The organism is Thermoleptolyngbya sp. C42_A2020_037 (genome assembly GCF_015272455.1).
In the GTDB taxonomy this organism is placed as follows: Bacteria; Cyanobacteriota; Cyanobacteriia; order Elainellales; family Elainellaceae; genus Thermoleptolyngbya.
Genome location: NZ_JACYLP010000027.1, coordinates 43,674 through 70,106, shown reverse-complemented (window position 1 = coordinate 70,106; position 26,433 = coordinate 43,674). Strand labels below are relative to the sequence as shown.

General features: G+C 57.0%; 20 protein-coding genes and 1 other RNA gene. 7 read left to right on the top strand and 14 right to left on the bottom strand.

What is annotated here, in order from left to right; all coding sequences use genetic code 11:
* Positions 1–57 precede the first annotated feature (57 nt).
* From IGS16_RS08130 to IGS16_RS08120, 3 genes are all read right to left on the bottom strand, one after another.
* Complete coding sequence (locus IGS16_RS08130) at positions 58–549, bottom strand: hypothetical protein (protein ID WP_297084887.1); 492 nt, start codon at positions 547–549, stop codon at positions 58–60.
* Between the two features lie 2 nt (positions 550–551).
* Positions 552–648, bottom strand: an RNA gene (ffs, locus tag IGS16_RS08125) — signal recognition particle sRNA small type.
* Between the two features lie 130 nt (positions 649–778).
* Positions 779–1,564: an amino acid ABC transporter ATP-binding protein gene (locus tag IGS16_RS08120; protein ID WP_068512250.1), complete on the bottom strand. Its 786-nt coding sequence runs from the start codon at positions 1,562–1,564 to the stop codon at positions 779–781.
* A 438-nt stretch (positions 1,565–2,002) separates the two neighbouring features.
* Here IGS16_RS08120 and IGS16_RS08115 point away from each other — a divergent pair, with 438 nt between their 5' ends.
* Both IGS16_RS08115 and IGS16_RS08110 read left to right on the top strand, forming a co-directional pair.
* Entirely contained in the window at positions 2,003–3,277 is a 1,275-nt protein-coding gene (locus tag IGS16_RS08115) for a pitrilysin family protein (RefSeq protein ID WP_297084885.1), read from the top strand.
* Positions 3,278–3,503: 226 nt separating this feature from the next.
* Positions 3,504–4,790 carry a pitrilysin family protein gene (locus IGS16_RS08110; RefSeq protein WP_297084884.1) on the top strand — a complete coding sequence of 429 codons (1,287 nt, stop codon included), beginning with the start codon at positions 3,504–3,506 and terminating at the stop codon, positions 4,788–4,790.
* A gap of 128 nt (positions 4,791–4,918) precedes the next feature.
* On the opposite strand, the gene IGS16_RS08105 is transcribed toward IGS16_RS08110, so the two are convergent.
* A complete protein-coding gene (locus IGS16_RS08105) occupies positions 4,919–5,842 on the bottom strand; it encodes a response regulator (RefSeq protein WP_297084926.1) in 924 nt (307 codons plus the stop codon).
* 515 nt (positions 5,843–6,357) lie between these two features.
* Between IGS16_RS08105 and IGS16_RS08100 the strand changes: the two genes are divergently transcribed.
* The gene (locus IGS16_RS08100; RefSeq protein ID WP_297084883.1) at positions 6,358–7,557 is read left to right on the top strand and encodes a class I SAM-dependent rRNA methyltransferase; all 1,200 of its coding nucleotides are present in this window, start codon (positions 6,358–6,360) and stop codon (positions 7,555–7,557) included.
* Between the two features lie 56 nt (positions 7,558–7,613).
* Positions 7,614–7,985, top strand: a complete 372-nt coding sequence (locus IGS16_RS08095; protein ID WP_297084882.1) for an alpha-isopropylmalate synthase regulatory domain-containing protein — start codon at positions 7,614–7,616, stop codon at positions 7,983–7,985.
* Positions 7,986–8,006: 21 nt separating this feature from the next.
* Here IGS16_RS08095 and IGS16_RS08090 read toward each other — a convergent pair whose 3' ends face one another.
* The 3 genes from IGS16_RS08090 to IGS16_RS08080 all read right to left on the bottom strand — a co-directional run bounded on the left by IGS16_RS08090 (position 8,007) and on the right by IGS16_RS08080 (position 11,113).
* Complete coding sequence (locus IGS16_RS08090) at positions 8,007–9,626, bottom strand: cation:proton antiporter (RefSeq protein ID WP_297084880.1); 1,620 nt, start codon at positions 9,624–9,626, stop codon at positions 8,007–8,009.
* Between the two features lie 177 nt (positions 9,627–9,803).
* Positions 9,804–10,166 carry a dihydroneopterin aldolase gene (gene folB, locus IGS16_RS08085; RefSeq protein ID WP_297084878.1) on the bottom strand — a complete coding sequence of 121 codons (363 nt, stop codon included), beginning with the start codon at positions 10,164–10,166 and terminating at the stop codon, positions 9,804–9,806.
* Between the two features lie 464 nt (positions 10,167–10,630).
* On the bottom strand, positions 10,631–11,113 hold the full coding sequence (locus tag IGS16_RS08080) for a hypothetical protein (protein ID WP_297084877.1): 483 nt from the start codon (positions 11,111–11,113) through the stop codon (positions 10,631–10,633).
* A 386-nt stretch (positions 11,114–11,499) separates the two neighbouring features.
* Between IGS16_RS08080 and psbP the strand changes: the two genes are divergently transcribed.
* A complete protein-coding gene (gene psbP, locus IGS16_RS08075; protein WP_297084875.1) occupies positions 11,500–12,039 on the top strand; it encodes a photosystem II reaction center PsbP in 540 nt (179 codons plus the stop codon).
* A 32-nt stretch (positions 12,040–12,071) separates the two neighbouring features.
* Here the strand turns inward: psbP and IGS16_RS08070 are convergent, their stop codons facing one another.
* Positions 12,072–13,175 (bottom strand): serine/threonine-protein kinase, encoded by a 1,104-nt coding sequence (locus IGS16_RS08070; RefSeq protein WP_297084873.1) that lies wholly within the window; start codon positions 13,173–13,175, stop codon positions 12,072–12,074.
* A 797-nt stretch (positions 13,176–13,972) separates the two neighbouring features.
* On the opposite strand from IGS16_RS08070, the gene IGS16_RS08065 reads away from it, so the two are divergent.
* Positions 13,973–14,323, top strand: coding sequence for a YbaB/EbfC family nucleoid-associated protein (locus tag IGS16_RS08065; RefSeq protein WP_297084871.1), 351 nt, complete (start codon positions 13,973–13,975; stop codon positions 14,321–14,323).
* A 276-nt stretch (positions 14,324–14,599) separates the two neighbouring features.
* Here IGS16_RS08065 and IGS16_RS08060 read toward each other — a convergent pair whose 3' ends face one another.
* Positions 14,600–15,949, bottom strand: coding sequence for an N-acetylmuramoyl-L-alanine amidase (locus IGS16_RS08060; RefSeq protein WP_297084869.1), 1,350 nt, complete (start codon positions 15,947–15,949; stop codon positions 14,600–14,602).
* A gap of 407 nt (positions 15,950–16,356) precedes the next feature.
* Here IGS16_RS08060 and dnaG point away from each other — a divergent pair, with 407 nt between their 5' ends.
* Positions 16,357–18,342 carry a DNA primase gene (dnaG, locus tag IGS16_RS08055; RefSeq protein ID WP_297084867.1) on the top strand — a complete coding sequence of 662 codons (1,986 nt, stop codon included), beginning with the start codon at positions 16,357–16,359 and terminating at the stop codon, positions 18,340–18,342.
* A gap of 61 nt (positions 18,343–18,403) precedes the next feature.
* Here the strand turns inward: dnaG and IGS16_RS08050 are convergent, their stop codons facing one another.
* The 5 genes from IGS16_RS08050 to IGS16_RS08030 form a co-directional block, all read right to left on the bottom strand.
* The gene (locus tag IGS16_RS08050) at positions 18,404–18,961 is read right to left on the bottom strand and encodes a pyridoxamine 5'-phosphate oxidase family protein (protein WP_297084866.1); all 558 of its coding nucleotides are present in this window, start codon (positions 18,959–18,961) and stop codon (positions 18,404–18,406) included.
* A 107-nt stretch (positions 18,962–19,068) separates the two neighbouring features.
* Positions 19,069–19,497, bottom strand: coding sequence for an NUDIX domain-containing protein (locus IGS16_RS08045; RefSeq protein WP_297084865.1), 429 nt, complete (start codon positions 19,495–19,497; stop codon positions 19,069–19,071).
* Positions 19,498–19,888: 391 nt separating this feature from the next.
* Positions 19,889–22,168 (bottom strand): choice-of-anchor I family protein, encoded by a 2,280-nt coding sequence (locus IGS16_RS08040; protein ID WP_297084863.1) that lies wholly within the window; start codon positions 22,166–22,168, stop codon positions 19,889–19,891.
* Between the two features lie 423 nt (positions 22,169–22,591).
* Positions 22,592–23,770 (bottom strand): cysteine desulfurase family protein, encoded by a 1,179-nt coding sequence (locus tag IGS16_RS08035; protein WP_297084861.1) that lies wholly within the window; start codon positions 23,768–23,770, stop codon positions 22,592–22,594.
* 109 nt (positions 23,771–23,879) lie between these two features.
* On the bottom strand, positions 23,880–25,790 hold the full coding sequence (locus tag IGS16_RS08030) for a transketolase C-terminal domain-containing protein (protein WP_297084860.1): 1,911 nt from the start codon (positions 25,788–25,790) through the stop codon (positions 23,880–23,882).
* Positions 25,791–26,433: the final 643 nt, after the last annotated feature.

The following is a 26,433-nucleotide window of genomic DNA, read 5'->3' as shown; positions in this document are numbered from 1 at the left end:
ACTCCCGGTTTTCCTTTCAGCCTACCGGGTTCCAGAAGTTGTGAGTACAGCAGCAGGTCAGAATGATACAAAAGGCAGAATTGCCTTGCGAGATAGCGCAAAATTCAGCACCGCAGCGGCGATCGCCAGCATCAACAGGCTCTCACCACCCAAGATTAATAGCAGCGTCGGGTTGCCGTGCAGCGTCCAGCCCGTCTCAAGCTGCGCCAGACCGCGCACCAGCGCAAACGCCAGCACCGCGCCGGAACTGAGGTGGGGATTTTCGCCCTGGCGCACCACGTAGCGATAGGTCACGCCAAAGAGAAAACCCGCCAGAACCGCGTTGGCAAGATGCAAAAAGATCGCCCAGTTGAGCGAGAGAACGGTTAGCACACTCCAGCGAGAAGCAAGCAGCGTGTTGGCGATCGCCCCCACCAGCACCACCGTCCCGCAAACCAGGGCACTCAGTCCTCCGGCCTTAATCGACTCGATCCGCTCTGCCTGAAGCCGTTCCACCGTCTGCTCAATATCCCGAACAAATACCCGAACAAATACACAAAATAAATGCACAAAAAGACCCGGAGACCACGCCTACTACAAGCATCCCGTATTGCTGCTACCTTCCGGTCCTGACAAGGTTTGGGCGTTGTAGTCGCGTGGATCCAGGTCTTCTCCACAATAACACGGCGCTGGCGGACAGGGATCAGGACCAGGCTTCAAGTCGCTAGAACGGTCAGGCAGCCAGATGACACATCAGCGGCCAGCTTCCAGCCTTCACTCGCAGCCGCAAACCTTTCCCTCACAGGATCTGCGACAGAAACTTCTGCGTCCGCTCCTCTTTGGGATTGTTGAAAAAGGTTTCGGGCGTGCCTTCTTCGACTAGCAGCCCGTCCGCCATCAGCACCACGCGATCGGCCACCTCGCGGGCAAAGCCGACTTCGTGGGTCACGCAGACCATCGTCATCCCTGATCGGGCCAGCGTCCGCATCACGTCCAGCACCTCGCGCACCATTTCTGGGTCGAGGGCGCTGGTGGGTTCGTCAAACAGCATGATCTTCGGCTCCATCGCCAGCGCGCGGGCGATCGCCACCCGCTGCTGCTGCCCCCCCGAAAGCTGCCCCGGAAATTTCTTTGCCTGCTCCAAAATGCCCACCCGCTCTAGCAGTTGCAGCGCCTTCTCTTCCGCACGGGCCTTGGGCCAGCGGCGCACCCAAATGGGAGCCAGCATCACGTTTTGCAGCACCGACAGATGGGGGAACAGATTGAACTGCTGAAACACCATCCCCACCTCGCGGCGAATGGCATCGATATTCTTCAGATCGTGGGACAGGTGAATCCCATCAATAACAATCTTGCCCTTTTGATAGCTTTCTAGCGCGTTGAACGTGCGGATAAAGGTGGACTTGCCCGAACCGGAGGGCCCCATCACCACCACCACCTCGCCCTTTTGCACCGTCAGGCTAACGCCGCGCAGCACATGGAAATTGTTGTCGTACCATTTCTCCACATTTTCAGCCAGGATCACCGGCTCTGAGCCAACATGACCGTTGCCGTTGGTGATTGCGTCCGTGTGATACTGCGTCATTGGGAAACGTCCTAATCAAAATCAAGATTCATAGACTGCAATACAGCACTTTCCTGCGGGATAGGGTACACCCCGTCCTAAAGACTCAAGGCTTATAGCCTCCTGCATACCTCACTGGCTTCAGAAACGCTGTAGCTTGAATTGTACTGGTACAGCCAGGCGTTTGTGCAGTGTGATTCGCTACGACACGAAGCAAACCGATGGGCAATCTAAAGCAATCCCTGCCAGCAATCGCTGCAAACAATCGCTGCAAGCAATTCCTGCAAGTAATTCCTGCATCTGAACTCAGGGCGATCGCAGGCGACTCGTCCCTTGCCCCGATCTCCGCCACTGGTCGGAATTCGGCAAAGCGAACAGAAAGCGCTACTATGGTTAAAATTAGCTGTTTCCAAATTAACCATTTCTTATCCCAAATTTCTGTCAAGGATCGTCAAACGCTTGACTACACTTCTTTCGACCCAGACGGCCCAGTTTCTTGCCCAGCGCTACACCCTGGAAAATGGGCTAACGATTATTCATCAACAGGTTCCCACGCCCGTTGTCACGGTAGACGTGTGGGTGCAGGCGGGGGCGATCGCCGAACCAGAGCCTTGGGCTGGCGTGGCCCATTTCCTGGAACACATGATCTTCAAGGGAACCGAGAAACTGCCGCCGGGATACTTCGATTACGTGATCGAAAACTATGGCGGCGTGACCAACGCGGCAACAAGCCACGACTACGCCCACTTCTTCATCAACACCACAGCCGAATCCCTGCCCGACACGCTGCCCTGTCTGGCAGAACTGCTGCTGCGGGCGGCGATTCCCGATGAAGAGTTTGAGCGGGAGCGGGATGTGGTGCTGGAGGAACTGCGCCAGTCTGAGGACGATCCGGACTGGCTGGGGTTTCAAGCGCTGTCGGAAACGGTCTACCAGACCCATCCCTACGGGCGATCGGTGCTGGGCGATGTGGAACGGCTGATGGCGCTGCGGCCAGAGGAAATGCGATCGTTTCATCGCGCTCATTACCAGCCAGAGCGGATGACTGTAGTGATAGTGGGCAATGTCGATGCGGCCTATGCCATTGATCTGGCGCGTCAGGCTTTTTCAGACTTTGCCCCAGCGGTGGAGTTTCCCACCATTCCGATCGAGGCAGAACCACCGCTGACAGGTATCCGACGGCAACACCTGCGGCTGCCCCGGCTGGAAACGGCGCGGCTGATGATGGCCTGGGTGGGCCCTGGGGTGGATCAACTCCAGAGCGCCTACGGGCTGGATGTGCTGTCGGTGCTGCTGGCGGGTGGGCGCACGTCGCGCCTGGTGCGAGAACTGCGGGAAGAGCGGCAGTTGGTTCATGACATTGGCAGCAGCTTTTCGCTCCAGCGAGATTCCAGCCTGTTTACGATCACGGCCTGGTTGGAGCCGGAGTATTTGGACGTGGTGGAAGCAATTGTGGGCGATCGCCTCTCGGCCCTCAGCGCTGCGCCCATTCCCGACGCAGAGCTAAACCGAGTGAAGCGGCTCTTGTGCAACGACTACGCCTTTTCCACCGAAACCTCCAGCCAGCTTGCCGGCCTCTACGGCTACTACAACACCATCGCCCAGGCCGAGCTATCCGTCACCTATCCCGATCGCATCCAGAGTCTCCAGGTCGAAGACCTGCACCGCCTTGCCAGTCAGCATCTCTCGCCCTGCCACTATGCCGTGACGACGCTGCGGCCCATTGAGGCTTGATTCAGAGGTTGTGTCAGAGGTCGTATCAGAATGACCAAATCCTGGAGTCGCAGAGGAGTAGCGTGACGGAACCGTTTGAGCATCTGTCCGAGCATTTGTCTGAACATTTATCCGAGCATTTGTCCGAACGTTTGTCCGAACCTTCGTCCAAGCATCCGTTCTCGCCCCTGCGTTCTTGCCCCTTCTTCTCTGTCATCCCTCAACCCTCCATCACTGCCGCACCCCTATGTCCAACTCCACCCTCCAACCCGCAGCGCTCCCCCTCCATCGGACGGTTCTCAGTAACGGTCTGGTCGTGCTGACGACGGAGAATTCGGCGGCTGATATTGTGGCGGCGCGGCTGTTTGTGCGGGTGGGCAGCCGCTACGAAGTGCCAGAGCAGTCGGGCATTTCGCACCTGCTGACTTCGGTTCTGACGAAGGGCACCACGCACAAGTCTTCGATGCAGATTGCGGAACAAATCGAGTCGGTGGGTGCAAGCCTGGGCACGGATTCATCGCCAGATTATTGCCTGCTGAGCCTGAAAACGGTGTCGCGGGATTTTGCCGACATGCTGATGCTGGCGGCAGAATTGCTGCGATCGCCCTCCTTTCCCGAATCCGAAGTAGAGCTAGAGCAACGGCTGACGCTCCAAGGCATCCGCTCTATGCAGGAACAGCCCTTTGCGGTGGCGCAAAAGCAACTCCGGCAGGCGATGTATGGCGACCATCCCTATGCCCTGCCGGGGCTGGGCACGGAGGAAACCGTGTCGCAACTCAGCCGCACCGACCTGCTGCGCTATCACCAAACCCACTTTCGCCCCGATAATTTGGTGATTAGCATTACGGGACGAATCACTCCCGATGAGGCGATCGCCCTAGTGTCCGAAGCCTTTGGCGACTGGCAGCCACCGACGGATGACACTGGCGCACCCCTGCCGCTGCTGTATCCACCCACGCCGCCCGTCCTATCCAACCCACACCGCGTGGCGACGGTGCAAGAGACACAGCAGGCAATCGTCATGCTGGGCTACCTGGCTCCAGCCGTTCATGCAGAAGACTATATGGCGCTGAAGTTGATCAGCACCTATTTGGGCAACGGGCTGTCGAGCCGCCTGTTTGTAGAACTGCGCGAAAAGCAGGGCCTCGCCTACGAAGTGTCAGCCTACTATCCCACCCGGCTGGATACGTCCCAGTTCATCGCCTACATGGGCACGGCTCCGGCTAACGTGGCGATCGCCCTCGATGGACTGCACCGCGAAGTGCATCGCCTCGCCGCCGAACCCCTCAGCGAAGACGAACTGCAATCTGCCAAAAACAAGCTGCTGGGCCAATACGCCCTCGGCAAACAGACCAACGCCCAGATTGCCCAAATCTACGGCTGGTACGAAACGCTGGGGCTGGGCATTGACTTTGACACCCAGTTTCAAGCGGCGATCGCCCAAATTACGCCAGACCAGGCCCAAGCTGCTGCCCAGCGCTACTTTATAGAGCCGTATGTGTCACTAGTGGGCCCAGCAAGTGCGGTGAGGTGAGAGAAGAACGAAGAGAGAAGAACGAAGAGGAAAGAAGTTTTGTTTTTCCTTTTTCGTTTTTCGTTTTTCCTTTTTCCTTCTTCCTTCTTTCCTCCGTCTCTCCCATCACTCCAACTACTCCAGCCCCCTCACGCGGCCACTCGCCAATCTTGCCCAAACCGCACACAGGTCAGCGCCAGCGCAATTTGCTGAGCTGCCAGATACAGGCGCAGCAGTTCGTCCTCTTGGAGCGAGAAGGGCTTGCCCCAGCAGAGAGACAGCACAGCGATGCTGGCACTTTGGAACAGCACGGGCATCACCAGATGCGCCAACACGCCTTCCTCAGCGCTTTCGTTGACTTTGACCTGGGGCTTTTGGGTGGCGATCGCCTCTTGCACCACCGGGTCATCGCCCAAGGACGGCAACGCAGTGCCATAGTTGCCTTGCAGCGTGCCGGGTTTGCCCGCTTCCACCAGATGCAGCGTGCAGCCATCGGCCTCATAGGTTTCCCCAAAGGTCTTGGCGATCGCCTCCAGCGCTTGCTCCAGCCCGGTCGCCTCCTGAGTCACTTTGACCAGCGTTCCCAGCAGGATAGTCTGCGACTGGGCGCGGCGCAGTTCTTCCGTGCGATGTTTTTGCACGTCATAGGTTTCCACTGCCCGCTGCACCACGGCTTTTAGCTCATTAGGGTCCCAGGGCTTAGTGATGTACTTATAAACCTGTCCAGAGTTGATCGCGTCCACTAGGTCTTCCACGTCGGTAAACCCGGTCAGGATGATCCGCATCGTGTCGGGAAACTGGGGGACAGTCTTGCTGAGGAACTCAGTGCCCTTCATTTCGGGCATCCGCTGGTCGGAAATGATGACCGCAACTTCACCCTCGGCCGCCAGCATCTCCAGCGCCATCACGCCGCTTTCTGCACGCAGCACGTTAAAGTCGCGCCGGAACGTGCGATAGAGCAAATCCAAATTGTCTGGCTCGTCATCGACCACCAGCATTTTGGGCTTCTTGGGCCGCTCCAGGCTGGCCAACTGGCGATTAATGTGTTCTAATTCCGGCAGTGCAATGTCCATAACCATCCTTGGCTGCTGTTTGAGTGGCTGTGTTGCTGGGTAGTGGATTGAAAAATGCTGCTTCTGAGCAGTGGCGAGGCCGAGTCGGGGTTCATTAGGCGTTTACAACAAATCGACAACACACCCCTTTGATAAAAAGAATCTCCAGGAACCACTCGCCTGCTGTTCTCGTGATTCAGCAATATAACTGGATAACGTTTGGCTATTGAATGCAACATTTTCTGGCGTAGTCAGGTAAGCACTGACCCAAAGAGACAGGGGGTTTCTGGGCCACCCGCGTCCCTCACTCGCTTCGAGAATGCTGTAACTGTGCTTTTAGTTTGGGCACATTTGCCGCAGTTATAACGCTACAGAAAAATAAAATTCCAAAACGGCGGGGTGGATTGCCCAAAACCAAGAAAAATCGGGCGCTGTATAGTGGAAGATGTGCCTTGGTCAATTGCCTCGAATTGCCCCGAGTCGCTCCGAATCGCCCTATCGACTGACTGGCTTCCTATCACACCCTGCTCAACGTCATGGTATCGCTTCCTCGCATTATTCTTCGAGATCATAAAGCCGATGCCGTGCGGCGCTTCCATCCCTGGATTTTTTCGGGGGCAATTAAGCGCATCGAGCCAGACGCGCAGGAGGGGGATTGGGTCGAGGTGTACAGCGATCGCGGCGAGTTTTTGGCGGCGGGCTTTTTCGGCGCAGGCAGCATTGCGGTCAAAGTCGTTTCGTTTCAGCCCGTCGAGTCGCTCGACGCACTGTTTCTGCAACGGTTTCAGCAGGCCTACGCGCTGCGAAAACAGTTGGGACTGGCAATTAGTGATCAGACAAACTGCTACCGCCTGATTAATTCCGAAGGCGACGGGCTGCCGGGGCTGATTGTGGACTGGTATCACGGCGTGGCGGTGGTGCTGACCTATTCTCTGGGCATGGTACAGCAGCGCGATCGCATTGTGGAGTGCCTGAAAACGCTCTACGGCTCCGACCTGCGGGCAGTGTATGACAAAAGCGCGGCCGTCCTGCACGCGGGCAAGTCTCAGCCCACCAATCAATACCTGTTTGGTGAAGCAAATCTGGGCGAAAAGCGGCTAGGCGAGGTGCTGGAAAACGGGCATCGATTTGCGGTGGACTGGGAAGAAGGGCAGAAAACAGGTTTTTTTCTGGATCAGCGCGACAATCGCCAACTCGTGGCGCAGCACGTCGCCGGAAAGAAGGTGCTGAATACGTTTTGCTATTCTGGCGGCTTTTCAATCTATGCCCTGCAAGCAGGTGCGGCGGTGGTGCATTCGGTGGATAGTTCCGCAAAGGCGATCGCCTGGACAGAGCAAAATGTCTCGTTGAACGCGGCAACCCCAGGCACTCACCAGTCTTACGCTGCCGACGTGTTCAACTTTTTGAAAGACTGCGACGATGACTACGACGTAATCATCCTCGACCCGCCCGCCTTTGCCAAGTCTCTCTCCGCCCGTCATCAGGCGACCCTCGCCTACCGCCGCCTCAACTATCTCGCCCTGCTCAAAATTCGCCCCGGCGGTCTGATTTTTACCTTTTCTTGCTCCCAGGTCGTCTCACTCGACAACTTCAAAGGAGCCGTCACCGCCGGGGCAATCGACGCGGGCCGCCCCGTGCGACTGCTCGGCCACCTCAGCCAACCCGCTGACCACCCCACCAGCCTCTACCACCCGGAAGGGCAATATTTGAAAGGGCTAGTTTTGGAAGCGGGATAGAGGCGCGGTTTGCCACCGGGCAGGATTCACATTCCAAACGCAGGGCAGCCGAAAGGATGGTGTTGCACAGTCTCAACCAAATCAATGCTGATTTACCCGAATCGACGGTTACAGTTACCCTTGTCCGCAACACCGAAGCTGAGGTTTGCACCAGTCAGCAGCGGGTTACTTCCAGCACGCCGGTGCAGACTCTTTATCAAGCAATCGATGCCTGCGTCGAAGAGTTTGTGACCCTTCCCCCTTACAGCCTGAATTATTACTGGGTTCCGGGGAAGCTTGGCGGGCCCGATTCTGAGGTAGAAGTCGTGATTCGGGTGGAGTGCGCTGGAAATCCCTATGAAGCCACAGCCAGCAACCCCAGCATTATTCGGGCTTTTGGAGATGCCTATGTTCAAGCCATCAACCAAATCTTGAGTACGGTTTCTTAAGAGATTGAAAAACCTTCGGAACTAAGCTTGATCGACCACAACGATGGGAATCTCGGCCGTCTCTAGGACGGATTGAGAAACGGAGCCGACCAGTCCCACTTCCCAGAGGCGATCGCCCCGTTTGCCCATAACAATCTCATCCACCCGGAATTCCTGAGCAACGCGCACAATCTCCTCCGGCGCGGGGCCAATTGTGGTGAGGAAGCGGTGGCGAATGTCGGCTAGCAGCGTTGCGGTTTTGTCTTGCAGGTTTTGAATACTAGCGGGGTCGTTGACCTGGACAACGTGCAGCACAATGACGCTGGCATCGGCGCGGCGGGCCAGTTCGGCGGCTTTGCGGAGGACGGCGGGGGCGAGGGGCGAGGTATCGACGGCGGCCAGGAGGGTGATAGGACGGGCGATCGCCACTTTGGTCGGGTCTACATCGCCTCTTTCCAGCAGCCGGGGTGCAAACGTGGGGATGGCCCAGGCTCCTAGGGGCGCAGTGACCAGGATGGAAAGAGCGGCGATCGCCAGAATCGCTTCTCCACCTGCAATGCCCTGAGACAGCGGAATTGCGCCGATCGCCGCCTGCACCGTCGCCTTGGCCGAGTTTGCAGGCAGCAGAAACAGCCGCTCCTTCCAGTTCCAATTGCTGCCCAGCGTAGACAGATACCAGCCCACCATCCGCCCGATCAGCGTACCGATTGCCAGAATCGCCAGCCCCACGCCCAGCGTGTTGCCCAACACGTTGAGATGAATGCTAGCCCCCAGCAGCACAAACAGAAAAATCTCCGCCACGCCCCACAGCGCATCAAACCCACCCCGCAGCCGCCGCGCCAGGGGAGCATCCAGTTCGATCAGGAAAAACCCCAGCGACATCACCGCCAGATAGCCCGAAAACAGCGGATATTCCTCTGCCAGCACCACCAACAGCAGCGCAAACCCTGCCGCCACCAGCGCATCCTGTACAGCGTTTTGCGTCCAGTTTTGCTTTGCCAGCAAAAAGACGAGCAATTGCGCCGTCAGCCAGCCCAGCAGCACCCCCAGCGCAATTTGCAAAATCAGTTGCAGCGGCAGCAGTTGCAGAGGGGTAAGCGTGAGTCCGCCGGGGAGGGTCAGCCCCGCCGCCGCGCCTTGGGAGAGAAACGCCAGCAGCAGGCTAAATACCAGCAGCAGCAGCACGTCCGACAGGGCACTCCCCGTCAAAATGGCATCGGGAATTCCTTTCTGTACGCCCCAGCCGAGACTTTTTAACCGCAGCATTCCGGGTACGATGACGGCGGGCGACTCTGCGCCGATGATGCAGCCTAGAAGCAGCCCCGTCGCGAAATCGAACCCCAGCAGCCAGATCGCGCCCAGAGCAACGGCGATCGCCTCAAACGTCGCAGGCAAAAAGCCCAGCCGCAGCGCCACGGTTCCCTGCTGCGCTAGTTTCTCGCGATCTAGCCCCAATCCCGCCTTCATCAGGATCACCATGACGGCGATTGTTCGCAAGATGCCCGCCGATGCCAGTAGCTCTGGCGCGAGGGCCTGCGTCACTTGCGGCCCCAGCACGATGCCCGCCAGCACCATGCCCACCAAAGCGGGCAGTTTCAGCCGTCGGGCTAGTTGTCCGGCGAAGAAGCCGATTAGAAGGGTTAGAAGGAGGCTGGGGAGCATTTTAGGTTTCGGGTTTTAGAGTTTGGTTCTGGTTTCTAGATTTTGGATCAGTGTTGCAAATCGGTGTTGCAAAATTCAAACTGGGCTGAGTCTGCTGCGTTTACTACCTAAACTCTGCTGTCTTGAACTAGGCATTGCAGCCCAACATCCAAAATCTAAAATTTTTGACAAACTGCGCTATTCTCTACTCCGCGTGATTTCTACCGCGACCTGTCCTGTAAAGTCGGGAATCGGTGGATTGACCTTGGTCAGGCGCACGGTGACTTGTTCGACCTGACCGCTTGAGAGCATGATTTGGGCGATCGCCCCGGCCAGTCGCTCAATCAGTCGAAACCGTTCGGTGCGAATAAGTTGGAGGACAGTGGCCACATTGTTGCGGTAGTCGTAGGTGTCTTCCAGGCGATCGCTCTCTGCTGCTTTGGACAAATCAACCCACAGGGTCAAGTCCACCTGAAACCATTGCCCCAAGACCTGCTCTGCCTCCAGATAGCCTGAATAGCCAAAGGCCCGCAGCCCGGTTAAATAAATGCAATCTGCCATTAATCCGCAATTCATTTAATTCGACAAAGCCTGACCCGCCCAACAGGCCCAGCACGCAGTAATGTCCATTCTTCTGGGGGTACGAAGAAGGGAGTTGCTGGACGCTCAGCAGGCGCTGATCTGGCAATCCAAAATCGCAAACCCGCAATCGAGAAAGAACCTAAGCACTTGCGATAAGTTTGCTGGGTTTTGGACGATTTCTCGCGGGCACAGCCTGCGAGAAATCGTCCAGATGCGTAAAGTCCTACGAGAATTAACAAAATTAACAATAAGCCACAATAAGCCAACTGTACGCCAAATCGCATCATCCAAGCGGCGGGAGCGTATCAGGAATTCTGTCATCTCCTATCAGGTCGGCTTTCTGTTCTGCTGCCCGCTGTTTGGGCAGAGCGAAGCCGCTGCTCTGCCCGTTGTCAATCCGCTGGCTCAGATTGGCTTGGGATTTCTGGCAAAGCCTCAAACGGCTATCTTCGACTCCCATCCAAAACTTCCATCAAGTCTTGAATGGAGCAGCCCAGCACCCGCGCCAAGGGCACCAGCATCGACCCATCAATATCGCCCATCGACAGCGCTTCGAGCTTTTCTTTGGGGAGTCGGTAAGAGTCGCAAAACCGTTCAAATTCGGCATCGGTTACGCCTAGCTCGGTCTGGCGCTGCTTTAGCCAGCGGGCGATCGCCCCCACGCCCGACCGAGGCTGCGTCGCCCTTGCCAGATACTTGTTCACCAGTTCCTCAATCTCGCTGTTGCCGCCGCCCGCACGACTCACCAGGTCATAGCACGCCAGCCGCAGCGCCCTGCGAGCGCGATATTCTTCGTTCAAGATATCGGCAATGCGGATCGCGATATCGGGCTTCAGAAAGCCCACCAGTTCGTCGTCATAGTGCAGCGGCACCAGGGCATCGTTGGGACGAATTTCCCAGGCGGGCGTGTCGTCAGGTAGAGGCATAGGGACGGGTTCCGAAAGGGCGAGTTCCGCAAGGGGGGTGCTGAAGATTTCTGAACGGGGAAGGGGGCGATCGCCCACCCTATAACTTGGATCTTAGACTTGGATCTTAATGCAATCCGAGCAGTCCATCTAACACGGGTCTGCGGCTCGCTCCCAGTAGCCCTTGATCCACCCTTCATGCGTTTCCCTAATTTGCCCAGATTGATTCCTAAAATTTGTCCTGATCCCCCTGCCACTTTCCGTATAAGTCATTGGTAGATGCACCCTGATTCAATAACCTCCGGTTTCGCGGCCGGAGGTTTTTTTTACCCTGTAATTTTTTGCCTGGGGCAATGTTGCAGGAAAGCCACCGTGGGACAATAGAACCGCTGCGTTTGGAATCCTCCATGCTAAAGCGATGGATTGTCATGGTGCTGGTCGCGATTGGTCTGACGATGCAGGGCTGCACGTCCGTCACTGCGGCGCTCGATCGCTATGTAGACAGCACCGAGGGCTATGAGTTTCTCTATCTCAACAGTTGGGTGCCCGTCACAGTGAAGGACGGCCCCCAGCTCGTGCTACATGACCTGATCGAAAGCACCGAAAATGTCAGCGTGATCATCAGCCCCGTGCCTGATGGCAAAACGCTGGAAGAACTGGGTAGCCCCAGCGAGGTGGGCTATAAGCTGTGGAAAAATGCGCTGCAACCCAATCCGGCGGGACGACGCGCCGAGCTAATCAGCGCCGAATCCCACGAGGTCGATGGGCAAACCTATTACTTGCTGGAATTTGCCGTAGACGCGCCCGATCTCCAGCGTCACAACCTGGCAAGCGTTGCTGTGAAGCGAGGCAAATTATACACCTTCAACCTATCCACTACAGGGCGGCGCTGGGCCCAGGCTGAAAAGACGTTTCGGACGATTGTGGAGTCGTTCTCAGTGAGCTAGTGGTGAGCTACTTCGATCCGCTAACCTGCCCCTCAGCCCCAAAAACCGGAGCTAACCAGTTCGCCATTGTTCCAGGCTTGTCCCTGTTGGCGCTGCTGGAGGCGCGATCGCCACTGGCGGATCTGCTGAGCGGTCTGGGCAAAGGGCGAAAACCGGGGCGCAGGCTCAACGACCGCTTCCGCAGCACCCGAAGCCGACAGGCGGCGGTTGACGTTCATGCAGTCGGCCAGGTTGTCTAGGTATGGCTCTAGGTCAAGCGCTCGCTGCACCTGCTCGACCGACGTATAGCGATCGCGCAGCGACACCCGCAGCAGCTTAGCCAGAATTTTGCCAAAGTGGTCGCTGACGTGAACGTAGTCTTCCCAGAGCATTTCGCCTGTGTAAGCGTCATACTCAAACTCCATTGGCGGCTTGCCCGTCAGCAGATATAGGCAGGTCACACCGACCGCGTACAGGTCGCTGGCGTAGGTGGGGCGCAGGGCAAGCTGCTCTGGCGGCGCAAAACCCACCGTGCCCACAAACTGCGTCGTTGCGGTTTTGTGGGTGGTCTCGCCAGCTTCCACAATCCGCTCTTTTACTGCGCCAAAATCAATCAGCACCAGCCGCCCGTCGTCTTCGCAGCGGATCAGGTTGGGCGGCTTGATGTCGCGATGGATCACCTGCTGCTGGTGGACGTAGCCCAGAATCGGCAGCAATTCTCGCAAAAAGTGCTTGACGGCCAGTTCCGAAAAGGGGCCGTTTTGCTTGACCTGCTTCGCTAGGGTATATCCCCGCACGTATTCCTGCACCAGATAAAACTCACCTTCTACCTGAAAGTAATCCAGCAAGCGGGGAATACTCGCATGGCTGCCCAACTGGCTGAGGGTCTTGGCTTCCCGCTCGAACCGTTCAGAGGCCCGCTTTAGCACGGCAGGATTGTCCATCTTTGGGCAAAGCTGCTTGATGACGCAGAGGGGGCTGCTGGGCAGCGACACGTCTCGCGCCAAGAATGTGATGCCAAAACCGCCGCGTCCGAGGGCCTTCAGCACCTGATAGCGATCGCGAAACAGTTGGCTATTTTGGCAAAGCTGGCCGGGCTGAGTTAGCAGTTGCCGGGAGGATCGGGCTGCATTTAGGGGGGTGGTGGAGGACGCCATCATTAAGTTTGAGATGTGAAGTCAAAATTAAAGAAGCCAGCGCTGATCCGAAAAATCCCTGAGTCCGAGCCAGATGGTTCTGATACCTGCGCCAACGAAACGCACGAGCGGACTCTTCAACTGTCTGGAGCAGCGTTCGCTGCCCTTCACAACCTACCCAGTAGCATAAACCAATTTAGGAAATTCTGTGGATTTTCAAGGGATTTGCCCATCTCCAGATAGGCTTGGCATTCCTGATGCTCCCATTACATTTCCAATAGATTTCCAACCTTGGGATGATTCTGGTTTTAAACTGCATTCCCTCATTCTGGATAGGGGCTATACCCAAGCTTCATCTACTTAAATCCCTAGTAAAATTCTGACCCGCCTTGCCGGATAAAGCCTGCGTGGATTTGGGGAAATTCGTCTTGAGAGCTGGAAAGGCTGGTAGGCAAGGCGAAGCGCGAATCTCAGGGGACAAATTGTGAAGCGTCCTTTGAAGGAAAGCGGGGCTGGTGATGCGAGGCTAATTGGGGCAGGCGCAGCACAATCATGGCTCGATGCCTAAGACATAAGGTGAGGCGAAGGCAATGTGAACCAGGACAATGGGCGAATGACAGGCAAATGACAGGCAAATGACAGGCAAAGAGGGCTAGAAATTTATTCTGGTGAGGGCGATCGCCACCCGGAGGCTTCCCTGCCAGGTCTGGGCGAATTGCGCGATTATTGCGAAGTCCACAACTCGTGACGATATCGCGATCTAAAAGTGCTAAGGTTTTAGCATTCGAGTGTGTGTAATTCCACAAAGCGCAACTATTATGACCAAAGGACAGGGATTCGGCGGCTTTGGACTCGGCAAAATGAAAGAGCTGACCGAAGCGTTCAAAAAAGCTCAACAGGTGCAGGAGGGTGCAAAGCGCCTGCAAGAGGAGCTAGAAGTCATGGAAATTGAAGGCGAAGCGGGCGGCGGGCTGGTGAAGGTGGTGCTGAGCGGCAACCAGGAGCCTCGCCGGGTCGAGATTACGCAAGACGCAATGGGCGAGGGCCCAGAGGTTTTGGCAGACCTCGTGCTGGCGGCGGCCAAAGATGCCTACAACAAGTCCACTGCCACTATGCGTGAGCGAATGGAAGAATTGACGGGTGGGCTGAACCTGCCTGGAATGGGCTAGTCTAGCGGGGACTTGTAGCCAAAGTCTCAGGCTCAAGGGTTTGGGTCTTCAGGTTTTGAGCGCCTGTAGTCCTTGACAGTTCTAAGTCTCAGCAATTCTGAGTCTTGTCAATGTCTTTGTAACTCTGAGAGGAGGCGCAGTTTGAGGCTGCGTCTCTTTTGTCGATCCAAGATGTGTTGGTGCGTGAGGAGGGGGCGATCGCCCTTCCCTCTGCCTCTTTGCAACTTTCTGCAAAACGCCCTGGGACAGTCTTGTAACAAAATTCCTACAAAATTCCTACAAAATTCCCGCCGACTCGTACAGCCGCCGCACCAGCGCCATAATCTTGTCGCCATATTGTGGATCGGCTGACCAGCGCCCGCTGAGCTGCCCCACCAGCGGCGCAACCCCCCGCGCCACAAACCGAAAGCGCGGATCGACTAGCCCCTGCACCAGCGGAGCTGTGCTGCCGTAGGCCTTGAGGTGCTGAATGTGGGCCCGCACGCCTATGCGAGCGCTGGGAAAGGACGCACCGCTGGGGCTGCCCGCTGCATCGCCCAACCCGCCGAAGTTGTTTTGTCCTGGCTGGATTGTGCCGCCAAATTGCAAAAAGCTCGTCTCGACGCACATCTGGCAAAAGGCAAGGTCATAGTTCACGCCCTCCACGCTGCCCTCTTCGCGGTAGAGGCGCGGCAGATCAGGAAACTGGTTCAGCCCGGCTTCGTTATTGTTTTTCAAAAACATCCGCAGTTGCAGTTCTGAAGTCTGCCCAAGTCCCATAATTCGGTCGATTTGCCCCGGACAGATGCCAGAGTTTTGCAAAATCACAGTGCGCGTGGCTGCGTCCCAAGTGACGGAGATATTGAACGGCCGCAGTTCCACCGCCCGCACGTAGACAATATTGCGATAGGTGACACGACGGATGTCGGGCGACTGGCTGATATCGATGCCCAGGCGATCGACCAGATCGGCGGGAATAAAGGCATTGCCGTTGACGATAATGCCGCGCTCCTCATACAGCCCGCCGTTGATATTGATGCTGATGCTGGGGTAGGTTTCACCGCCGGGGTCGGGGGGCAGACCGGCCACGGCCCGGCTCCAGGACGAGAGTCCGTCAGCAATGCCCAGCGCCAGGTCGCGGCGCTGGTTTTGCAAAATGCTGCGATCTTCTGGACTCGTGAGAAAACCGACATTCATCAGCAGCGAGGGCACAATCAACTGGCGGCAGAAGGCGAGGCTGCCTGTACCCGAATCGGTGTCGGGCTTTGCGCCGCGATTGGGCAGTTGGGGAACGCGCCGCAGCAGTGCCAGCAGCAGCAGTTCCGCATGGGCTTTGCGCTGGCTGTTGGTGGGGATGTAGAACACGGTTGCGCCGCGCACGGAGGGGTTGGGGGAGGCATCGGCGTGGATTTCCAGCGCCACATCCAGGTTTTGCGCCCGGGCGTTGATCCAGGCGAGAGTCTGGGCCATGCTCAGGTCGTCCGGCACGGACAGCACCTCCAGCCCCCGCGCCCGCAGTTCGGCCACAATCAGGTCGCGGGTCAGGATCATCTCCCGCGCCTCCGTTGTGCCTGCTACCACAATGCCGGGGTCGATGCCTGCGCCTTCTGTACCGCCATGCCCCGCAGAGATAAAAATCCGTCCCATCGACTGCTGATCCTCGTTTGCGTGCCCGTTTCTAATTTGGCGGCGATCGCCCCTTGCACTCTAGAACCTGGAGACAGGGCGACCGCGCTACCCGTAAGACTAGCTAAATTCCGCACCCTTGGCGCAGGTTTATTGACCGCAATGCCCCCGGCCATTCGGCGTTAGAAATATTAGAAAACGCAATGTGCAACTCTGCTGATCCCCCTCCCCCTTTGCTGGGATGCCGAAGGCTTTAAGCCCTCTCCCACAGCAGAAGAGGGAGTTCAACCCTCTCTTGCTCCCCTTCTCCTAGCTTGGGAGAAGGGGTTGGGGGATGAGGGCAGATTGAGAATTGCACATCGCGTTACCCGTGCAAGTTCGTAGAAAAGCGTCAAAATAAAGGATACGCCCTTGCCCCCTCCAGCCGCATGGTTACGCCACGCCTCCACCCCGACACCATCGAAGACGTGAAGCAGCGGGTCGATATCGTCGATATCGTGTCTGAGCATGTGGTGCTAAAAAAGCAGGGCAAAGATTTCACCGGCCTGTGTCCGTTCCACGATGACAAATCGCCCAGCTTTTCTGTCAGCCCCAGCAAGCAGTTCTACTACTGCTTTAGCTGCGGAGCCGGGGGCAACGCCATCAAGTTTTTGATGGAGATCGGCAAGCAGTCTTTTGGGGAAGTGGTGCTGGAGCTGGCGCGGCGCTATCAGGTGCCTGTGAAGACGCTGGAACCGGAGCAGCGGCAGGAGTTTCAGCGGCAGTTGTCGCAGCGAGACCAGCTTTACGAAATTCTGGCGGTGACGGCCAAGTTTTTTGAACATGCGCTGCACCAGAGCCAGGGGGCGATCGCCCTCGACTATCTGCGAACCCAGCGCAAGCTGTCGCCCGAAATCATCCAGCAGTTTCAACTGGGCTATGCCCCTGGCGGCTGGCAGACGCTCTACGGCTATCTGGTGGAGCAAAAGCGCTATCCCGTGGAGCGGGTGGAGCAGGCGGGCTTGCTCGTGCCCCGGCAGGGCGGCAGTGGCTATTACGACCGATTCCGCGATCGCCTGATGATTCCCATCTGCGACGTGCAGGGGCGCGTCATTGGCTTTGGCGGGCGGGCCCTGGGCGACGAACAGCCCAAGTATCTCAATTCCCCAGAGGGCGAACTATTTGACAAGGGCAAGACGCTCTATGCGCTGGATCTAGCCAAAGGGGCGATCGCCAAGCGAGACGAAGCGATCGTGGTGGAGGGATACTTTGATGTCATTGCCCTGCACGCCGCAGGCATCACCAACGTCGTCGCGTCGATGGGCACTGCGCTGACCCAGGGGCAGATCAAGCAACTGCTGCGCTACACCGAATCCAAGCGGATTATCTTTAACTTTGACGACGACAAGGCCGGGCAAAAAGCCGCTGACCGGGCCATTGGCGAACTAGCAGATCTGGCCTATCGCGGCGAGGTGCAGGTGCGGATTCTGAACTTGCCGGAGGGCAAAGACCCGGATGAGTTTCTGAAGGCTCACTCCCCATCTGCCTATCAGGACTTGCTGCAAGACGCGCCGCTGTGGCTCGACTGGCAGATTCAAAAACTCCTGGCCGACAAAGACCTGAGCCAGCCTGACCAGTTTCATACCAGCACCCAGGCGATCGCCCAGCTCTTGGGCAGCCTGCCCAACGCCACCCTCCGCACCCACTATATCCACCGCTGCGCCGAACTGCTGAGCCGGGGCAACGCTCGCCTGTCCGTGCAGCTTGAGCAAGACCTGCGAACCCAGGTGCGGGGGCAGCGCTGGCACGGGCGATCGCAAAAATGGCAAACCCCGGGCGATCGCACGCTGCTAGAAGAAGCCGAAGCCCAACTGCTGCGCCTCTATCTACACCAGCCCGAACACCGCGCCGAAATCCGAGCAGCGCTAGAGTCCCGCGATCTGGAATTCAGCATCGCCCACCATCGCCTGCTGTGGCAGCAGATTTTGGAGATTGAGAACTCTGCCACAGCGCGGGATAGCGCGGAGCCGGAGAGCGGGACAGAGTGGCATACCAGCGCTCAGCCGCCCAACCCCGTCTCGCTCCTCACCCGTCTGCAAGACCACCTCGCCGAACTGCCGGGTCAGCACGAAGCCCTCTACTCTCTCTTTCAGCTGGACGAAAAAACGCGACGCGACCTGGCGCGAGCCGCCCTGGTGATTCGCACCGCCACAGCCTGCATGGAGATGGTGATGTGCGAAAAGCGGCGGCGGCATTTCCTCGACCTGTGGAAAAAAACGGACATCACCACGTCGCCGGAATTGGGCCAGTATTATCAGCAGCAGCTTTATCTGGAAGATCAGCGCATCAAGGTGCTGGAACAGGAGCAGCGCAACACCACCTTTGCCGATTTGGCCCAAACTCCGTGGGTCGGGGTCGGCCTCATAGAGTCATGAGGGATTCCCCTAATTCCCTATCTACTACCTATCTTATCCACTACCTATCCACTACCTATCACTACCTATCTACTGCGCCGAGTGGCGTGACCAGTCCATCCAGGCTGACGCGATTTTTCGTCTGGCGATAGATGTTCAGTCCGTCTTCGCCTTTCTGGCTGGCCCAGTCTACGAGTTCATTGCGCTGCCCTTCGTAGCCAAAGCGGGGAACCCCCATGCCGCAGGAGGTCTGAACTTTGGCAACCTCAACGTGGAGGATTTGTCGAGCGCCGGACAGCGGCGGGAACAGTGGGTAAAGCGTGTCCCATTCGGGAGATTGAGGCAAAACCGTCGTGCCCTGGCCGTAGATTCGCAGAATCATAGGCGACCCCTGAAAGGCGCAGAACATCAGGGTAATACGACCATTTTCCTGGACATGGGCAGAGGTTTCATTGCCGCTGCCTGTGAGATCCAGGTAGGCGACGCGATGGGGCGACAAAATGCGAAAGCTGTCGAGTCCTTTGGGGGACAGGTTAATATGCCCTTCGGCGCTGAGCGGGGCAGTGGCCACGAAGAAGATTTGCTGCTGGGCAATAAAGTCCTGGAGTTTGGGCGTGAGGGAGTCGTATTGCTGGGCCATGGGAGTAAGGGCGATCGCCCGGATTACAAGAGAATGGCAGCCATCCTAGCGCATTCCCCACATCGCTGCGCCCCGCCCCATTGAGGCATTGGATTGAGACCCACAGCCTAAGACAGCGCTCCGGAGTTTTTCAGATAGGAATACACCTGCGACAGCACTTGTCGCGCTGGATTGAACGTGATCTTTTTCACTGCATCGTTGTAGGGCAGCCAGGCATAGTCTTTGATTTCTTTTGCCTGACAGGTGACGACTGCTGACTTTACGAGCGCGGGAAAGTAGGTCACGGTCTTATCGACGGGCTTTTTGTCCCGCATGAAGCGATAGCGTTCCATAAAAGCGTCTTCGCTAAGCAGGTCGTAGGCGGTGATGCCTGTCTCTTCCTCAAACTCGCGGCAGGCAGCGGCGATCGCCGTTTCGCCGGGGTCGGCATGGCCTTTGGGAAAGCCCCAGTGGCCGGCGTGGTGCTGAATTAGCAAAAACTTGTCGCCGTCCTCTTGGCGTAAAATAGGCACAATGCCAAAAGCCTCGTCTTTCATAGCAAGTTCAGTCGTGTGGGAGTCAAACCTGGTCGTTTGTCTAGAATGCTTGCATCACAGTTTAATCGATGCGGATTCTAGGATGTCGTATCTTGCGACAGAAAAATGCACCCCAGTCCTACTGACCTGAGGTGCGTCGTGAATTAGGGGCGCTGAAAGTGGCGTAATATCAATTCTTCTAAAGAGCGCTGCGACTTGAACTGTCGGAAGTTCTGCTACAGCATTTTCTTGCGGGGTGAGGCACATGCTGCCCTCACAAGGCAAGGGCTTATTGACCATCCGTGCGCCTCACTAGCTTCAAAAACGCTGTAGCGGCTAATTGGCAATCCAAAATCGCCAACTCCAAAATCGAGAATCGATATTGCCCGTATGCTAAAAACTCGGCACTGGACTAGACAAACAGACCTGCGTTGATTTGGGCGACGCTGAAGTTTTTCAGAATGGCGATCGCATCACTGCCCACGCCGATCGTGGCTTCGCGGTTATTGCCTGTCACCGTCAGGTCGGCAAAGGTGAGGCCGCCGGTGAGCTGAATGCGATCGTTTAACCCGAAGCGGTTGATGGTGGCCACACCGCTGCCTGCCCCCAACACGAAGCGATCGCTGCCACTGCCTGCATTAATCACATCGTTGCCGATGCTGAAAATCAGGTTATTGCCTTCCCCGGCATTAATGGTGTTGTCGCCTGCTCCCCCATAAATCGTGTCGTTGCCTGCCCCCGCAAAAATCAGATCGTTGCCGTCGCCGCCGTCAATCCAGTTGGCCCCTTCGCCAGCGTAGATTGTGTCGTTGCCTGCGCTGCCCAAGATTTCATCATTGCCTGCGCCTGCATAGACCAAATCGTTGCCGTCGCCCGCCAAAATCAGGTTATTGCCCTCTCCGGCATAAATTTTGTCGTTGCCCGCGTTGCCATAGATTGTGTCGTTGCCGCTGCCTGCGTACAGATTATCATTGCCGTCGCCGCCATAGAGTCGGTTCTGACCTTCGCCGGCATAGAGGTCATCGTTGCCTGCGCCGCCATTCAGCACATCGTCGCCGTTGCCTGCATAGACCTTATCATTGCCGTTGCCTGCATAGACGCGGTTGTTGCCATCCCTTGCAAAGATATCGTCATTGCCATCAAAACCGTAGAAGATTTCGGTGGCGCTAGTTCCATTCAGGCGGTTGTTGCCGCTGGTGCCATTGATGACGGGCACAGTGCCTCGGCCGCTGGCGGTGGCAATTTCGTAAGTGGTCGTGGTATTGCTGACTTCGTGGGTCACAACCAGCAGCGGCTTGCCCGTGGGACTGTCTTCAGCAACCACAAACGCCAGTCCTTCTGGTGAGACATCGTCGGGCGTGTTGATGTATTGCACAAAGGCGGGGCTATTGGGATTCGTGACGTTGTAAACCATTACCCCGCCGGTGCGTTCTAGCCCGATGAAGGCATAGGTCTGACCATCAATTACCCCGATTACCACACCTTCGGGTTCGGGGCCCTTGTTGTCGCTGCGGGTGTCGAAGGTGCTTGCGGTGCCATTGGAGTTAAACAAGTCCGGCACTTGGACGGCGGTAATCTGCTCAAACTGGTCGCCGCTGTCGTAGACTAGATTGCCGCTGGCGTTCCAAATTGAAAAGGAGCGAGCGCCAAATACATAGATTTGGTCGAAGTCGTTGTCGCCATCCGGGTTGCCCAGTGCATTTGTAACAGTGAGCCGTCCTAGATTTGCATTGTTTTTGAGTGTGGCAGCGTTGGGGAACGCGGTTGGGTCGAGCCGATAGCTGTTGGCTCCTACGCGCACTTCTTCGGCAAAACCAGTGTAGTCGCGGGCATCGCCTTCATTGGCGGTGATTAGATAAGTCTGCCCGTTGACCGTGAAGCTGGCGATCGCATCGGGTTGATACATCCCCAAGACGGGCCAGTTTTGGATGTTGATGCCACTGTCGCGATCGCTCGCATCTAGCCCGTTCCCTGACAGGCTGTGATCTTTGAAGCCCAGCGGCTTGATTTCTTTCACCGTGGCCGTTTCCAGGTCAACGATCGCCAGGGCGTTGTTTTCTTGCAGCGTCACCCAGGCCGTTTTGGAATCGGGCGACACGGTGATGTATTCTGGCTCCAGGTCTTGGGCAACGGTCGCATTAGGCCCAAAGATTCGTACCCCAGCGGCAACCAGTGCGTCTTTTAACGCATTAAAGGCAGAAAAATCCGCCGTTTTGACGCTGCTCTGATCAAGCCGCAGCACGCCTTTTGACAGGTCGATAATGCTAATCGAGCCTTCTGGGTCTACAGAGTCAGATTGGTTATAGCTACTTGGCTCGCCTTCGTTGGCAACGACAATCTTTTTGCCGTCGGGGGTGAAGGTGAGCATATCGGGCAGTGCGCCGACCGTGACGGAATTCAGCAAATTGCCATCTAGGTCGTAAAAAGCCACAACGCCCGGAGCCTGTTTGCTCGTGCCGTTTTCAATGGCCACGGCGACAATGCCGTTTTTGACCGCGATGCTGTTGGCAATCCCAAAAGCAGAGGTGTCGATGGTTTTCACGAGCGTCGGCGCGGTGGGGGTGCTAACGTCTAGCACCTCTAGCGCACTAGTGCCTGCCACGACGTAGAGGCGCTGTGTGGTTACGTCATAGGCTGAGATTTCTGAGCCTGCGCCTTGATAGGTTCCAAGTTTTGAGAGCGTAATTGCCATAATCTTCGTAAAAATTAGAACTACGGTTGAGCGATCTACGTGAATTTACTTGGACAAGAGATGACCGTTCTTGCAAAGCAGTCTCAAACGCGCACCAAAACTTAAGGGCTGCAAAGGCAACCCTGAAATCTGGTTCCAAGGACAAGCTGAAGCCGGATGCCCGATCTCATCAGCAGATCGTCACCCTGATCCAGTTGCCATATTTCTGAGGAAATACTTAGCTAGAAAATACCATTGGTCTTTTCACTGACTCATGTATTCCTAAGCACAGAAGTCAACAAGAATGTGTAAAGCAATACTTTTTTGTAAACGGGCTTCACGTCCAGGGAATTGTTTGAGCCGGAAAGGTTTGATCAGGGAATCGAGCAGAACTTCCTGTGTTCCTTCTTGGAGTACTGGTATTGGAGTACTGGAGGGCTGACTTTAGGCGGGGGCTGAGGACATGGAACGCTGGGAGCGCAACGCCTGCACTGCCTGCAACACCGCTGCGCCTGCCTGCTCAATTTCCGCCTCAGTGTTGAAGCGCCCAAGGCCAAACCGCAGCGAGGCGAATGCCAAGTCGGGCGATCGCCCAATCGCCGTCAGCACATGGGAGGGCGCGATTTTTGTGGAACTACAGGCCGCACCGGAAGAGACTGCGATTTGCGACTGCAACGCCAGCAGCAGCGCCTGGCCGTCCACGCCTTCAATGCTGATGTTCAGGTTGCCAGGAAGCCGCTGGGTGGGATGGCCGTTGAGATACACGCCGCCAAGGGACTGGATCAGGGAAAAGAGGCGATCGCGCATTTCTGTCACTCTGACCGACTCCGCTTCCCGACTCTCCAGCGCCAGTTCCACCGCCTTGGCAAAGCCCACAATCTGCGGCACGTACAGCGTCCCCGACCGCATCCCCCGCTCATGCCCGCCGCCGTGAAGCTGCGCCGCAAGCTGCACCCGTGGGTCGCGCCGCCGCACGTACAGCGCCCCAATGCCCTTTGGCCCGTAGACCTTGTGGGCCGTCAGCGACATCAGGTCAATCTGCATCGCCTGCACGTCTAGCGGAATTTTGGCGATCGCCTGCGCTGCGTCCGTGTGAAACAGCACGTTGTGACGATGACAAATCGCGCCAATTTCTGCCAATGGTTGCAGCACGCCGATTTCGTTATTCGCCGCCATCACCGACACCAGGATCGTATCGGGCCGGATTGCCTTTTCTAGGACGGCTAAATCTACCAAGCCGTCGGGCTGCACGCCCAGCCGCGTAATTTCAAAGCCCAGAGATTCCAGATACGTGCAGGGATCGAGAACGGCGCTGTGTTCCGTCGCCAGGGTGATGATATGTCGCCCCTGTGAAACATAGGCTTCCGCTACACCCTTGATCGCCAGGTTGTTGGCTTCCGTTGCGCCGCTGGTGAAGATCAGTTCTTCAGGGGTCGCGTTGATCGCGGCGGAAAGGATGGAGCGCGATCGCCCCACCGCCGCCTCTGCCGCCCAGCCGTAGGAATGTGTCGTGCTAGAGGGGTTGCCAAAATGCTGCGTGAAATAGGGCAGCATCGCCTCCACCACTCGCGGATCGACGGGCGTAGTCGCGTGATAGTCGAGATAAATTGGCTGATGAGGCATTTCGTCTAAGAGGGCTAAACATCAGGGCAGGCAGCGCCCACCCTGTGCCTAAAGCCTCTCTTAGCAAAAATTAGCAAAGAGGCATTGGGAGGATCGCTCCTGCCCAGTTCTACACCAGCTTTTTCACTTTGTCGATGATGCCCACGGGGTCGATGCCTTGGTGGGGGAATTGTTCCCATAGCCCGCCACAGCCCTCTTCGTGCGTGCCGTAATAGGCGAACTTCGGCGTGTAGCCCCGCTCTAGCAGCCAAGACCCAAAGCGACTGCCCAGCCCTGTCCGGCGGTTAAAGGCTTCTACCACCATGACAAAGGGCGACTTGCCGATCTTCGCCATCACGTCTTCATCCACCACGTTTAGCGTGGACTTGTTAATCAGACCCACATCCAGCCCCTCTTGCTTCAGCCGCTCCACCGCATCCAGGGCGCGATAGACCGCATCGCCCACCGCAACGATGTAGCCCGCCGTGCCTTCCCGGACGACTTCATCTTTGCCAGGGACAAACGTGTAGTCGCCGCCGTAAAGCTCATTGCCGCTGCTGTCCAGCAAAATCGGCGTTTTGGAGCGGGTCGAGAAGATGAACCGCAGACCGGGGTCAAAGAAGATCGCTTCGACGCAGGCCTTCATCTGGTTGGCATCGGCGGGGAAATAGAGCTTGGTGTCGTAGCCGTCGTCTAGACCGTTGTCGGCAAAGAAGTTGTTGATCCCAAAGTGGCAGGTGTTGTCTGCCATGTCGTCGATGCCGGAGTGCGAGAAATGGCACAGCAGGTTGGAATAGTTCAGCCGCGCCATCGTGATTTCGGAAATGCACATTTCCAAGAAGGCGGCGAAGGTGGCGAAGATGCCCTGCTTGCCCTTCTCCATGCCAAAGCCCGCCGCCGCCGACAGGTTGCCCCGCTCCATGATGCCGGAGGGAATGAACACTTCCGGGTAGGCATCGTGAATTTTCTTCAGACCGCAGGAGCCTTCCAGGTCGCTATCGACCACCAGCACCTTTTCCTTGCGCTCGGTTTCGCTCATTTTGGCTAGCATTCCATTCACCGCGTCGCCAAACACGTTGCGGTTGGAATCCCATTTGTCGCTGATGCCCAGGAAGGTATAGTCTTGCTTGGGCTTTTGAATGCCGTTGAGGTGGGCGACGGCGGCGCTGTGGCCGCGGCTTTCCAGATATTGCAGCGCCAGCTTCACGGAGATCACGTCGTGCCCGTGGTTCGAGCCTTCCAGTCCTTCGATGCCGGGGCACATGGGGCGCTTGCAGATCACGGCGATTGGCCCGGGCGTGTTCACGGCTTCGCAGATGGCGGCGTAGAGCGCGTCAATGTCTTCACCGTTGACCTCCAGCACCTTCAGCCCGTGCCCTTCCAGGGTGCGCTTGACGCTGTAGCCGGGGAGGTACTTGGAGGGGTGTCCTGCGATGGTGACATCGTTGTCGTCGATGATCAGCTTGACGTTGAGGTGCTGCGCCACCGCAAGGCGGGCCGCTTCCGCATCGTTGCCCTCCTGCTGGGAGCCGTCGGAGCCGAGGCAGAAGACCGTCTTGCCAGGGTTAGCAAAGGCTACGCCGTTGACGTAGGGCCACATATGCCCCAGACGGCCAGAACTGAACTTGACACCGGGTGTTAGCCCCAGTTCTGGGTGGCCGGGCAGTTTGGAATGGGCCAAGCGATAGCTCATGAGCTGCTCAGCGGGTAGGTCGCCGTTTAGCGTCGCCATCAGGTATTGCGTGCCGACGCGGTGTCCGGCTTCGTCAAAGAAGATAGGCACAAAGCTATCGGGCTTGCCGCGAAACAGCGCGTCGAGAATCATCACTTCAGGCACGGTGTCGTAGGGGCCGCCCGTGTGACCGCCAACGCCGTGGGCTGCACCCGTCGCGGTGAAGAAAACGATCGCATCTCGACAAAGCTGGATATTGGCCTGGAGGGCCGCTTTTTGATCGGCTGTGAGCGTGGGTACGGCAGGATCAAGCGTTAGTTTTTGATATGCGCCGAGGTCGATAGGGAAGGTTGCGCCAGTTGCAGTCATAGCTTTTATCCGTAGAAGATTTTGGGGCAGTGCAAGCGATCGCCCGCGTCGGAGCATCGATCGGCTGCTATCGATTTTCCCTGAAAACCAGGGAACTCACCTCACTAGGGTTGATCCTAGAGATAGGCCTACCAGAATGCAAGTTTAGTGGCGAACGTACCCCCGCTGCTTAACTATTGATTAATAACTAACAACTATTGATTAAATTGTTTGCAAACCTGTCTGAGGAGGTTCATGAGCGGCGAGCCGCAGAGGTCTGGGTTTGCGGAGATCCAGAGCGCTGCTGTAGCGCCAAAGTGCAAGCTTCAGTCGGCTGGAGGTGTGATGGGGCGATCGCCCATTTGCATAACCCGTAACACCTCATCTCGAAAACCACAGTAAAATCAGGGCACGCTTGCAGGCGGTGTGATTGGGCAAGGCATAGCACGCAACGAATTTACGCTGAACTTACGCTACAGCATTTTTGAAGCTAGTGAGGCACACGGATGGTCAATAAGCCCTTGCCTCGTGAGGGCAGCGTGTGCCTCACCCCGCAAGAAAATGCTGTAGAACAAATCTTACGCTAGAGCAAATCTAGAGCAAGCTCGCCAGGTTTTTTAGAGCAGCGATCGCCTTCTGTCCCACGTTTTGATTCTGGAGGAAA